The organism is Streptococcus macedonicus ACA-DC 198, from assembly GCA_000283635.1.
In the GTDB taxonomy this organism is placed as follows: domain Bacteria; phylum Bacillota; class Bacilli; order Lactobacillales; family Streptococcaceae; genus Streptococcus; species Streptococcus macedonicus.
On sequence record HE613570.1, the window covers coordinates 1 to 12,728 of the forward strand.

The following is a 12,728-nucleotide window of genomic DNA, read 5'->3' on the forward strand; positions in this document are numbered from 1 at the left end:
ATGTCTAGTATACCAGAAAAACAAGAAAATCAAAAGCAGGTGCTGACCTTGAATGAACTGTCAAAAAGAAAAGTGGTAGAGCATAACAGCTTGATTACGTCTATTGCTAAAATGGATAAAACCCCACTGAAAATGTTTGAGTTAGCGGTGTCTTGTATCAATACCGAAGAGCCACCAAAAGACAATATTGTTTATCTCTCAAAGAGAGACCTTTTCGCTTTCTTTAAAGTATCCGATAATGACAAGCATAGTCGCTTTAAAGAAGCGATTGAGAAAATGCAAAAACAAGCCTTTTTTCAAATCAAAGAAGAAGCAGGCAAAGGTTTTAAATTTAAAAGCATTGTTCCTATACCTTACGTGGAATGGACAGATTATCATGATGAAGTAAAAATTGAATTTCATCGTGAAATTATGCCTTACTTAATCAATCTTAAAAAGAATTTTACACAACATGCTTTGTCTGACTTAGCAGAATTAAATAGCAAGTACAGCATTATCTTATATCGTTGGTTATCCATGAATTATAACCAGTACGAGCATTACAGCGCTAAAGGCGGACGGCGAGCCGAACAAGTAGAAAGCTACCAAAATCCGTCTATTTCAATTAAAGAATTGCGTATCATGACTGATACTGTAAATGATTATGAACGGTTTCAGAGTTTAGAAACATGGATATTAAAAAAACCGTTGGAAGAAATCAACGCCCATACGTCTTTTAACGTGACTTATGACAAAATCAAAAAAGGACGGAGCATTGACTCTATTGTCTTTCATATCGAGAAGAAACGGTGTGCAGACGATAATAGCTACAAACTCAATGATAAAATGTATCAAGCAGAACAAGCAAAGAAAGAAGAAACAGAAGATATGCTAGCTATTGAAGCAATGAAAAATAAATATACTAAGCTATTACTCGATAATATGCTTCTAAATTCTTATGAAATGACAGATACAGCAATTATGGCAGGCTTACAGCAACATGTTTATCCTCTCTATGATGAGTTGAAAGACTTACATGGAATAAAAGCAGTTCAAGACCATCTCTCATATGTTGCTAGTAAGCAAGAAGCTTATTCAAAACGGAATATTGCTAAATACCTTAAAAAAGCGATTGAACAATACCTCCCAACAGTTAGAGGAAGTGAGATAGAAAATATGGCAGACCTATTGAAAAAAATAGAGGGTAAAGCATGAGTGAAGATTTAAAAACCATAAAAGAACTTGCAGACGAATTTAACGTATCGAAACAAGCTGTCAGGAAAAGATTAACCGAAGAATTTAGAGCAAACCATGTGGAAACCGTTACTAGTAACGGAGTGAAAACTTTAGTAGTAACCTATACTGGATATATGTTGTTAAAACAACACTTTACCACTAGTAACGCAACTGGTAACGACAAGGTAACCGATACTAGTAACCCCACAACTGGTGATTTATCTGTAGTTAAAATACTAGAACAACAGTTATTTGTTAAAGATAAGCAACTAGAAAATAAAGATAGCCAAATATCGCAAATGCAAAATCTCTTAGACCAACAACAACGCCTAGCTTTGCAGGATAAAAAGCTACTGGAAGAATACAAGGCGGAAAATGACAGTCTAAAAGCCCTCAAAATGCCCTCACAGGAAACAGAATTCAAACACTTAGACAATCAATATAAAGATGAAGTGAACGCTCTTAAAGAGAAGTTGGAAAATTTGCAGGAACAGCTGAAAGAAAAAGACCAAGAATTAGCACAAGAAAAATCTAAAAAATGGTATCAATTTTGGAAATAGAAAGTCTTTTAAAAAGATAGAACAGTCTAAAGCATAAGAACATTATAGTGAAATATTCTTTGGATCGTTTCTAAAATCAACTACTAGCCCCATGGGGAATATCTAACAATTTTTGCCAAAATTTATCCAGTTTGTTTAAAAAAAATTGATTATGATAGTATCAAGAAGAAGAGAGGGAGAAATAGATGAATGAATTTTCTGCTATTATTAATTACATTGAGGAACACTTAGAAGATAACATCGATATGAAAAAAATAGAGCAACTTGCTAGAGTTTCTGAGTATAATTTTCAAAAGATTTTTTCAGTTCTTTCTGGTTTAACTTTAGGTGATTATATCAGAAAAAGACGTCTCTCTAAATCACTATATGATTTAAGAGAAACCGATGAAAAAATAATCGATATTGCTTTTAAATATGGTTACAGTTCATCAGAAAGTTATAGCAGAAGCTTTCAACAACTTTTCAATATCTCTCCTTCTAAGGCACGTAAAGAACAACATGAGTTAACTATTTTCCCTAAGTTGTCTATTCGTGTCCAAATAAAAGGAGGCATTCAAATGAATTATTTAATTACAAACAAACCAGAAATGATGATCACGGGTATTAAAGAAAGTTATCCTAATATCACAGTCGGACAAGCTAGCATTCCTAAGTTTTGGGATAGATTTAATGAATCTGATTTATTTAATCAAGTAATTAATGAAAAATCAGAGCACTCACCTAATACTATTTTAGGTATTTGTTTACCTCGAGAAGGTGAGGCGTATGATTATTTTATTGGAGTCTACACTGATGAAAAAACAACTGCTGATAAGCTAGAAACAATTACACTTCCTGCTTCTGACTGGGCAGTATTTAAAGCTGTCGGTAAAGTCCCTGAAGCTATTCATCAAACGTATCAAGATATTTATAAATCTTTCTTTCCAAGTACCACTTACACTCAAAAAAAGGCTCCGGATTTTGAATCTTACCCACTTGATCTTAACCCAATGTCAGAAAATCATATAACAGAAATTTGGATTCCTATTCATAAGAATAATTAAGGGGCTATAATATCTTAATAACCCCTATAAAAAACTATTAAAACAGCCCCTTTAATCTAACTGTCAGATTAAAGGGGCTGTTTATTTATTTTAATGATATAATAACCCTAAAAGGAGTAGACTAATGAATAGATTTTTTAAACCCATTAAATATTTAGGGATCTTGATGGTTGTTATTGTTATTTCAGCTGTAATAACCTATATTATCAATCCTAATTTATCAGATACATTAAATTCTGTATCAAGCAATGTCCCAAAATCCGTATCACAAAAATCAGGATTACAATTAGTAGTTGCGTATATTTTTAATAATGGGTTTAAAGTCCCGATAGGTATGTTAATTTTATCAATTATACCTATCCGATTTTTATATTGGATTCAGCCACTTTTTACAGTCATACTACCTGGAATATTATTTGGTATAGTTTTTAGATATTCGTTGGCAAAAGGATTCGTTATTTTAATCTCCTCGCTCCCTCATATGTTATTTGAGGTCTTCGCATTTTGCGTATGGATGGTAGCTTTGGATCAATTTAATAAATGGATTAGATACAAAATATCTAAGAAAAAAAGTGCCGATACAAATCTATTGAAAGAGTTAAAATTATTATTAAGCCCTTATATTAAATATGTTCTCCCATTAATTGCTATCGCAGCTTTCACCGAAACTTACGTTGCTGATTGGATTAGTCATATATTAAGTTAAAGGAGGAGTACTAATATGGTTCAACAAATCGTTCTACCCATCAAAGATTCAAATATCTTAAAAATGGTTCAAGACACCTTACTTGATAGCTTTCGTTCTGGACGTCGTAACTATACGATCTTCCAAGTTGGAAAAGCAACGCTTCTACGTGTGAGTGACGTCATGAAGCTAAAGAAATCAGACGTATTCAATCCTGACGGAACAGTAAAACAGACTGCTTTCATTCATGATCAAAAGACAGGTAAAGCGAATACTTTGTATTTAAAACCTGTCCAACAAGATTTATTGATGTATCATGATTGGCTGGTCCAACAAAATCTGAATTCCGAGTGGCTATTTCCTTCAACTGCTCGTCCTGACCGTCATATCACGGAGAAACAGTTTTATAAGATTATGGCACGAGTTGGTGATCTTTTAGGAATTAACTATCTAGGAACGCATACCATGCGTAAAACAGGTGCGTATCGTGTTTATACGCAATCAAACTATAACATTGGGTTAGTCATGCATTTATTAAACCATTCAAGCGAAGCCATGACCTTAACCTATCTTGGTTTAGATCAAGCTAGTCGAGAAACTATGCTCGATCAAATTGATTTTGGATAATAGTCTACTAACAATAAATTTAATGGTTCTGTTGCGAAGTTTTTTAATTTCCTGTATTTATTGTAAAATGTAAGAAAAAAGGTTAGTGAGGCTTGAGAGATGAATCATTTTAAAGGCAAATAATTCCAACAAGACGTCATCATTGTCGCTGTTGGTTACTACCTGCGTTACAATCTAAGCTATCGTGAAGTTCAGGAATTGTTATATGATCGTGGAATAAATGTTTGTCATAATAAGATTTATCGTTGGGTGAAAGAGTACAGCAAAGTCCTCTATTATCTTAGGAAGAAGAAAAATAGACAATCCTTCTATTCATAGAAAATGGACGAAACCTATATCAAAATTAAGGGACGTTGGCATTATCTTTATCGTGCAATTGATGCGGACGGCTTAACCTTAGATATCTGGTTACGAAAGAAACGGGATACGCAAGCAGCCTATGCTTTCTTAAAACGACTCCATAAACAGTTTGGTGAGCCGAAAGCAATTGTGACCGATAAAGCACCTTCTCTTGGCTCCGCCTTTAGAAAGTTACAGAGTGTGGGTTTATATACTAAGACAGAGCACCGAACTGTGAAGTATCTTAACAATTTAATAGAACAAGACCATCGACCTATTAAACGACGAAATAAATTTTATCAAAGTCTCCGTACAGTCTCTTCCACGATTAAGGGCATGGAGACCCTTCGAGGAATATATAAAAAGAACCGAAGAAATGGACCGCTCTTCGGCTTTTCGGTGTCTACTGAAATCAAGGTATTAATGGGAATAACAGCCTAAGATATTTGGAGTTCAGAGAGGGCGCGTTTGATTTTCAAACTTCGCAACAGAACCAATTTGTCCAAGATATTGACCCAAATACATATTATCTGCAATATTTACTTAATAACTGTAATTGAGATTGGAGAATTTTTAACCATATAAGTAGCATGCGAACCAAAATATCCTTTAATTCCATGCATTGATCGCGATCCAATGATTAAGATATCTGCAGATGTTGCTGGCAAAATCGTCTTAGTAATTTCCTCGGCCGGATCACCTTCTCCACTGTACAGCTGAATGTTTTTTACACCGCTATTTTCTGCATATTGTTTGTACTTTTTCAAATTAAGTAACAATTGACTTCGTTTCTGGCTCAAGTACTCAGGGTCTAACGCTTCATAAACATTCAACTCTTCAATTTCTAAAATTGAGGCAATCAGTAATGCGGCTCCAGTTTTACTCGCTTGCTTTACAGCATATTGAAAGGCTTTTTGAGCTCCTTCTGATTCATCTACCCCAACTAAAATATTTTTAAATTCATCAAATCCTTCCATAGTGCATCTTACCTTTCATTAATTAATTGATTATATTTTTTATTTCCTTTATACAGTTCAATAATTGTCCACGCTAACAGTAGTAATACTGCGACGATAATGACATAGGCAATAGAATCAGCTAGTACAAGTTGGCTTGATGTCACCTTTTCACCAAAAAAACCTTCAATTTGGCCGGGCAATCCAATCAAATTTAAATATGTCAATCCAATTACTGAACCCCATCCTAGTATCCGAATAACTATCGAATTTTTAAACCGGCTTCCCATTTCCACCTCACTATTGGTCATCATTAATAATGGTACCATCGAAAATGGTAACGCAAAAGCTAAGAAGACTTGTGAATTATTCATTAGTGTATTTAACGCTGTGTGCTCCCGAATCGTTCCTTGCCTGCTTGTAATAATTACACAGATTAACACTGGGATAACTGAAATCAAACGCGTAATTAAACGTCTTAGCCAAATTGGCATTCTCATATGAATGAATCCCTCCATAATTACTTGTCCAGTTAAAGTTCCGGTAATCGTTGAATTTTGTCCAGAAGCTAGTAACGCGACTGCGAATAATGTAGAAAGAAGACCTGATTTTGCAACGGTGATTAAAATTCCGTTACTCAATGTATCCGAATTTGATAAAGCCTCATACAACCCAAAGAATGATGGATCTTTCACTGCCCCTGTTTTAAAAACAGCAACTCCCATTATGAGCAATAAGGAGTTAACAAAAAAAGCGAGAGTCAATTGAATGTTAGAATCCCATGTTGAAAATCGTACAGCATTGGCGATTTCATCTTCATCCGTACGATTTATCTTTCGAGTCTGAGACACAGCCGAATGTAGATATAAATTATGAGGCATAACGGTTGCACCAATAATTCCTAATGCACCAGTTAAAGGCGTTTGACCACCAATTGAATGTGTAGAGGAGAACGTTTCACCAGTCGGAACCAATCCTTTAAGTACATCCCCCCAATTAGGATCAGACAACGCTACTTGATAAACAAACACAAAAAGAATTACAAAAATCAAACAGACAACTATTGCTTCAATTTTTCTAAAACCAACTTTCGTTAACAACAATAATAATAAAACATCAAATACCGTAATAAAGACTGCGACGACAAGCGGAATATTAAAAAGTAAATAAAGAGCAATTGATGCGCCAATTACTTCCGCAATATCTGTTGCCATAATCGCTAATTCCGTTAAAATCCATAAAATGATTCCTAGTTTTTTACTCGTTCTCGCTCGAATTGCTTGAGCTAAATCCATTTGACTAACAATTCCCAATTTAGCAGCCATATATTGTAATAGCATTGCAATTAAACTAGACATTAAAATGACCGACATTAATAAATACTGGAAGTTTTGCCCACCCGTAATCGAAGTAGACCAGTTGCCTGGATCCATATATCCCACAGCAACTAATGCTCCCGGTCCAGAATAGGCGAACAGGGTTTTCCAAAAGCCTTTGCCTTTGGGTACCCTGACAGTTCCGTTAATTTCCTCTAAAGAGGGACCATTCGCATGCTGAATTAATCGAGGTTTGTACTCTTTACCAGACTGACTTGTTGTATCTTTCAAAATATTTCCACCTTCCTTTAAGAATATTATAAGTATACACCTCTTTTTTATAAAATTAAAGCAAAATATTAGGCAAACCTAAAAAAAAAATAAACATCGCCTAATTTAATATTATTTGCCTTCATTTCATTTGTATCGGAATGAATCAATTGTACACTGGACCAATGTCAAATATTTAGACACAAAATGAGCTATATTTTCTTAAAATAATTTTCTTCTTTCTGATTTGGAGTTAAACCCTTGTTGGCGGAATGAGGATTATAATTGTTATAAAATTGTTCGATGTATTCAAAGCAAGAGAGTTGAACTTCTTAAATGGAGTGATAAGTTCTGCGATTAATTTCTCGTTGTTTAAGATACTTGAAAAAGACCTCAGTGACGGCATTATCATAAGGATATCCAGGCTTGGAGTAAGAAGCAAGCAATTGATACTCATCTAATAACTTTCTAAAGGAAGCTGATTTAAATTGGCTTCCTTGGTCCGAATGAAAGATAATTGGTTCCTTAGGCTTCCTCTTATTTATAGCTATCTCTAAGGTGTCACAGGCGAGTTTGGCATCAATCCTATCACTTACTTTCCACGCAATACATTTCCTTGAGTAGAGGTCAAGAATAGCACAGAGATAAACATGTCGTTTAGGTCCTATAGAGATATAAGTGAAATCTGTTGTCCAAACTTGATTTGGGGAGTTCGGGTTAAATTCTTGTTTAAGCAGATTATCAGAAGAAAATACAGGAGCTTTCTTTGATTTAAAACGAGGTTTGATGGTTGACATTTTAGGGAGTGTCATAGACTTGAGAAGTCTTAAGATACGGCCTTAAGAAATATTAACGCCATAATCACGCAGAAGAATGATTTTAAAAGCTCTCGTTCCAATTCTTTTCTTGGCTTTCATATAAATCTCAAGGAGTGATTTTCTCAAACGTTGATTTTCTACTTCACGCTTCGAAGGATTCTTATTTATGAAGTTATAGTAGGTGGAACGATTGACATGTAAAACACGACAGAGCATAACTGTCGTGTGTTCAAATCTGAGTCTATAGATGGCTTTCAATCTTACTTGGAGTTTTGCATGAATATGGCACTCGCTTTTTTTAAGATCAGATTTTCTTCCTCTAGTTGGGCATTCCTTTTTTGTAATTTTTGAATCTGTTTAGCAGTCAACACCGTATTATCTTCAAGACGCACTTGAGAGTACTGCTTAATCCATTTTGCAAGTGCAGAAGAAGATACCCCATAATCTTTACAGAGTTCAGTTTGTGTTTTACCAGTTTGATAGAGATTAACAAGCGATTGTTTGAAATCCTCGTTGTAACGTTTAAAAACTGACATAAAAGTCCTTTCATTTTTGTGTCTTAATAGACAGATTATAACACCCAATTTTCTGTCCACTTTTATAGTATAGCTCCATTTTCGTGCTGGTCGTCGCAACTATACAATTTTCCAAGTTGGGAAAGCGACCTTGTTAAGAGTAAGTGATGTCATGAAATTAAAGAAAACAGATGTCTTTAATCTTGATGGAACAGTCAAACAAACTGCATTTATTCATGATCAAAAAACAGGTAAGGGAAATACGTTATATTTAAAACCTGTCCAACAAGATTTAATGCTTTATCATGCATGGCTCATCCAACAAAACATGAATTCAGAGTGGTTATTTCCTTCAACTTCTCGTCCTGATCGTCCTATTACCGAGAAACAGTTTTATAAGATTATGGCACGAGTTGGTGATCTTTTAGGAATCAACTATCTAGGAACGCATACCATGCGTAAAACAGGCGCTTATCGGGTCTATACCCAGTCAAACTATAATATTGGTTTAGTGATGCATTTATTAAACCATTCAAGTGAAGCCATGACCTTAACGTATCTTGGATTAGATCAAGCTAGTCGAGAAACGATGTTAGACCAAATTGATTTTGGGTAATGAATGTTTAGAACTTAGTAGTCGTCCAAAAACGACTACTTTTTTTGTTGAATCGTCCGAGGACGATTCGATGCTTTTGACTTATAAGAACAGGATTGAATGAAGCCATACTGTTCGCATATTTTTAGTGGATGAACAAACAAAATACGAGAGATTTTTTGTTCGTTCATCCATGGTTTTAGAAAAAAGAGGGACGATTTCGGAAGAAGAAAATCGTCTCTTTTTTTTCTTCTTTTTGTATGACAAAAAGAAAGATCTTTTGCCCATTTTATTTTTATCAAATGGGCATTTGGCGTTTGCGTAAAGCAAATCGACACAATCCAAAGGGGATAAAAGGGGAAAGTGAAACTTCCCCCTTTTCAAGCCACATTGTAATACAAGAACGAAGTGCTTTGTATTACAATGTGATAGCTTGCAGTATTTATGGTTTTATATGGTCTATTTTGTTATAATGATTGTAACCGAATAGGGCGCAATGCTTATTACAAAATCAATGACAAAGGGCGATTGAGGAATGAGCGCTGGGGCATTTTATCTTTGAGGAGGCTATTTATGGATCAGAAAGAAGTATCACAAAATCAAACAAAGTACATTCAATTTAGATTATCTGAAGAACAATACAATAAGCTGAAAATTTCAGGAGAAACATATGGACTCTCTCCGAATCTCTATGCGAAAAAATTAGCACAAAAATCTCATTTAAAAAAACCGTATCTCGAACATGACCAAGCGAAATCTTTATTGTTAGAACTCTCAAAACAAGGAACGAATTTAAATCAAATTGCCAAGAAACTCAATCAATTCGATCGGATGGACAACCAAGATAAAGAGTTGGTCGAGGCTTTACGCTATACATACGGAGTACTCGCTCAAGCTCAAAAGGGGTATCAAGAGTTATGGCAACAATTGCAAAAATAAGCAATGGCGCAAGTGCAGCGAGCGCCCTTAATTATGCTTTAGGTCAAAACAGACCCATGCATGAAAAAACTGAACAGTGGCTACAAGACCATCAATTGGAACGTCCTGTGGAGCTGACAAATTGTCGGGCAGTTGCCGTGGGTGGAACCAACGGGATTGATCCCTTTATTGCCAAAGAACAATTTGATGTCATTCGACAACTTCATAACCAAACCAAAGAATCCAATCAAGTCTTGCGTATTACCCAATCTTTCGCCTTAGATGAACTGAATCCGAAAGTTCAAAAAGACTGGCAAAAAGCCAATGATTTAGGCGTTGAATTAGCAGAAAATCTCTATCCTAACCATCAAAGTGCTGTGTATACGCATTTAGACGGAAAAAATCACGTCTTACACAACCACATCATTGTCAATAAAGTCAATTTAGAGACAGGAAAGAAATTAAGAGAACAAAAAGGAGAAAGCGTTCAACGAGCACGAGAAATGAATGATCGACTCGCTTCTCGAGAAAACTGGCACATTTTAGAGCCACCAAAAGAGCGCCAAACAGAGACAGAAAAAGAACTAATCGCCAAAAATGAGTATTCTTACATGGATGATTTGAGAGAAAGAATCAATAAATCGCTTCAAGATGTCTCTGTGAGCTCATATGAGACGTTTAAAGAGCGTTTATCCGATAATGGTGTAATTCTATCAGAAAGAGGCCAAACGTTCTCATACGCCTTTTTAGACGCCAATAATAAGCAAAGACGAGCACGAGAGACCCGATTGGGTTCTGATTTTGGAAGGGAGACCATTTTACATGAGTTGGAAAAGAGAACAAAACAAAACGAATTTAGCGCTGTTGAACAACGAGAACCAGCGCTTACTCCGCTTGAGCGAGACACTCAACAAAGAGAATCAGAAATTGTTAGCCTTGAACAAGCAATTGAACCAAGAAAATCAGAAGCTCTCAAGCGAGAATCAACAATTAATCGATTTATTGACACAATCAAACAGTTTGCAGGACGAGTACCAGAACTTACTCAACGCGTTACAAGAAAATTAAAGCAAACAAAAGAGAAAATCCTCGATGATTTTGAACGTCGCTTTTCAAAGGACATGAAAAATTACGAGCAAGAACAACAGAAAAGCCTAGAAAAACAAGCGAATAGAGACGTACAGTCCGAAAAGAAACCAACAAAAGATCATGATCGGGGGATGAGTCGATGAATAAAGATGAACAACTCGTTGTTCAAGTATTAAATGCTTATAAAAATGGCAAAATTGATTTCAGTAACGTTCCAGAACTATACCGCTTAGTCCGTCAAGAAGTTAATAAAGACTTTCGGGACTACCAAGAAAAAATAGAAGCTGTTGCGAATCAAAAAATGGAGTCTGCCATTCAAGAACAACTCCATCGTTTAGAGGCAGAAAACTTAAAAGCGACCATACTGAAAGACATTCAAGTTGAAAAACAAGCATTACTCGCTTTGAAAAAAGAACTGAATGAACAAAAAGAGCAGATAAAAGCAGATCGCAAACGTGAGATTGTCGAACGTTACGGTATTCTGATTGCGAACATTGTCTGCCTGTTCTGTTTCTTAGTTGTCGGTATTCTCATCGGACGATGGATTTATAAAGGTATCTGGGATGGTTGGGGTTTACATATTTTGTATGATACTGTGATTGAGATACAGCCTAAACATCCTTATGGGGCAGTCGTTCTTGGATTAGGTGGATTTGGATTAATCGGTGCTGGAATCTATGGCAGTTTTCGATTGATGTATGAAGCTTCAACGACTTGGTTAGATCAACGTCCAAAAATCTTTAAAAGAATCTTTCCGAAAAAATAGAGAGTGAGGTAATCCTGTGGTTTTAGAAAATAAATTAGGCTTAACCAATTCAGCAGAATTAGCTAAACAAGAAGAGTTATTAACGAAAAAAAGAGCCAAAGAATTGTTTGAGTCTGGCAAAATAGAGGATCTGGCAATTGGGACGTTTCAAGGTTTATCTGATATTCATCAGTTTTTATTCCAAGATATTTACGACTTTGCGGGAAAAATTCGAGAAGTGAATATTGCGAAAGGAAACTTTCAATTTGCGCCACGTATTTTTTTAGCGCAAACACTTGAATATATTGATAAATTACCTCAAGAAACATTTGATGAAATTATTGATAAGTATTCGGATATGAATGTGGCGCATCCTTTTAGGGAAGGCAATGGACGAGCCACTCGTATCTGGTTGGATTTAATTCTTAAAAATAAACTACACAAAATCGTCGATTGGAATCAAATTGATAAGGATGAATATTTAAATGCCATGATCCGTAGTACAGTCAGCACCAATGAATTAAAATATTTGATTCAAAAGGCATTAACCGATGATTTAGGAAAAGAACAATTCTTTAAAGGAATTGATGCGAGTTATTATTACGAGGGCTATTACGAAATTAAAACAGAAGATCTATAAACACGTATAAACACGATTTAAAGAAACAGACTGCTCAATATAAAACTTGAGCAGTCTGTTTCTTTTTTTGGATGATTTTGACCTTTGGTTTTAAATTTTTGAAAAAAATAAAAAATAGGCGAAGCCTATTATATATTTATCTTATATATTTTAATCTTTTATTCTTTTGCGTGCCCAAAAAGTCAGCAATAGTAAGGCTATGCAGATTTTTATAGCAAGAAAAAACTGTGTATATAGCAAGAAAAAACTGTGTATATAGCAAGAAAAAACTGTGTATATAGCAAGAAAAAACTAGATAACCTTGCTATATTATGATATAATAAAAGCATAGAGAAAATTCACGACGAAATGACTTCTCTATGCCTACTTAAAATCACTCACAAAGGAGTAACTTTCT

The 12,728-nt window shown here is 35.0% G+C and carries 13 protein-coding genes and 2 pseudogenes; 12 read left to right on the top strand and 3 right to left on the bottom strand.

Features of this window, described 5'->3' with window-relative positions; all coding sequences use genetic code 11:
- From SMA_RS10555 to SMA_RS10580, 6 genes and pseudogenes are all read left to right on the top strand, one after another.
- A complete protein-coding gene (locus SMA_RS10555) occupies window positions 1-1,194 on the top strand; it encodes a RepB family plasmid replication initiator protein (protein ID WP_014295517.1) in 1,194 nt (397 codons plus the stop codon).
- Complete coding sequence (locus SMA_RS10560) at window positions 1,191-1,775, top strand: DUF536 domain-containing protein (RefSeq protein WP_014295518.1); 585 nt, start codon at window positions 1,191-1,193, stop codon at window positions 1,773-1,775. Before SMA_RS10555 ends, SMA_RS10560 begins: the two co-directional genes overlap by 4 nt.
- A gap of 185 nt (window positions 1,776-1,960) precedes the next feature.
- Window positions 1,961-2,818: an AraC family transcriptional regulator gene (locus SMA_RS10565; RefSeq protein WP_014295519.1), complete on the top strand. Its 858-nt coding sequence runs from the start codon at window positions 1,961-1,963 to the stop codon at window positions 2,816-2,818.
- Window positions 2,819-2,942: 124 nt separating this feature from the next.
- The gene (locus SMA_RS10570) at window positions 2,943-3,524 is read left to right on the top strand and encodes a stage II sporulation protein M (RefSeq protein ID WP_014295520.1); all 582 of its coding nucleotides are present in this window, start codon (window positions 2,943-2,945) and stop codon (window positions 3,522-3,524) included.
- A gap of 15 nt (window positions 3,525-3,539) precedes the next feature.
- Window positions 3,540-4,130, top strand: coding sequence for a site-specific integrase (locus tag SMA_RS10575; RefSeq protein WP_014295521.1), 591 nt, complete (start codon window positions 3,540-3,542; stop codon window positions 4,128-4,130).
- A gap of 138 nt (window positions 4,131-4,268) precedes the next feature.
- Window positions 4,269-4,910: pseudogene (locus SMA_RS10580) on the top strand (IS6 family transposase).
- 98 nt (window positions 4,911-5,008) lie between these two features.
- Here the strand turns inward: SMA_RS10580 and SMA_RS10585 are convergent.
- The 3 genes and pseudogenes from SMA_RS10585 to SMA_RS11255 all read right to left on the bottom strand — a co-directional run bounded on the left by SMA_RS10585 (window position 5,009) and on the right by SMA_RS11255 (window position 8,365).
- Window positions 5,009-5,446 carry a universal stress protein gene (locus SMA_RS10585; RefSeq protein ID WP_014295523.1) on the bottom strand — a complete coding sequence of 146 codons (438 nt, stop codon included), beginning with the start codon at window positions 5,444-5,446 and terminating at the stop codon, window positions 5,009-5,011.
- A gap of 8 nt (window positions 5,447-5,454) precedes the next feature.
- A complete protein-coding gene (locus tag SMA_RS10590; RefSeq protein WP_044563373.1) occupies window positions 5,455-7,062 on the bottom strand; it encodes an Nramp family divalent metal transporter in 1,608 nt (535 codons plus the stop codon).
- A 145-nt stretch (window positions 7,063-7,207) separates the two neighbouring features.
- Window positions 7,208-8,365 (bottom strand): annotated as a pseudogene (locus SMA_RS11255) (IS3 family transposase).
- Window positions 8,366-8,471: 106 nt separating this feature from the next.
- On the opposite strand from SMA_RS11255, the gene SMA_RS10605 reads away from it, so the two are divergent.
- The 6 genes from SMA_RS10605 to fic all read left to right on the top strand — a co-directional run bounded on the left by SMA_RS10605 (window position 8,472) and on the right by fic (window position 12,331).
- Window positions 8,472-8,960 carry a tyrosine-type recombinase/integrase gene (locus SMA_RS10605; RefSeq protein ID WP_044563375.1) on the top strand — a complete coding sequence of 163 codons (489 nt, stop codon included), beginning with the start codon at window positions 8,472-8,474 and terminating at the stop codon, window positions 8,958-8,960.
- A 127-nt stretch (window positions 8,961-9,087) separates the two neighbouring features.
- Window positions 9,088-9,264, top strand: a complete 177-nt coding sequence (locus SMA_RS11515; RefSeq protein WP_158309483.1) for a hypothetical protein — start codon at window positions 9,088-9,090, stop codon at window positions 9,262-9,264.
- Window positions 9,265-9,512: 248 nt separating this feature from the next.
- Window positions 9,513-9,878 (top strand): plasmid mobilization protein, encoded by a 366-nt coding sequence (locus tag SMA_RS10615; protein ID WP_014295530.1) that lies wholly within the window; start codon window positions 9,513-9,515, stop codon window positions 9,876-9,878.
- Window positions 9,857-11,089, top strand: a complete 1,233-nt coding sequence (locus SMA_RS10620) for a relaxase/mobilization nuclease domain-containing protein (RefSeq protein ID WP_014295531.1) — start codon at window positions 9,857-9,859, stop codon at window positions 11,087-11,089. The genes SMA_RS10615 and SMA_RS10620 overlap by 22 nt, the downstream gene beginning before the upstream one ends.
- Complete coding sequence (locus SMA_RS10625) at window positions 11,086-11,712, top strand: mobilization protein (RefSeq protein WP_014295532.1); 627 nt, start codon at window positions 11,086-11,088, stop codon at window positions 11,710-11,712. The genes SMA_RS10620 and SMA_RS10625 overlap by 4 nt, the downstream gene beginning before the upstream one ends.
- Before the next feature lie 16 nt (window positions 11,713-11,728).
- Entirely contained in the window at window positions 11,729-12,331 is a 603-nt protein-coding gene (gene fic / locus SMA_RS10630) for a protein adenylyltransferase Fic (RefSeq protein WP_002395946.1), read from the top strand.
- The last annotated feature ends 397 nt before the right edge of the window (window positions 12,332-12,728 follow it).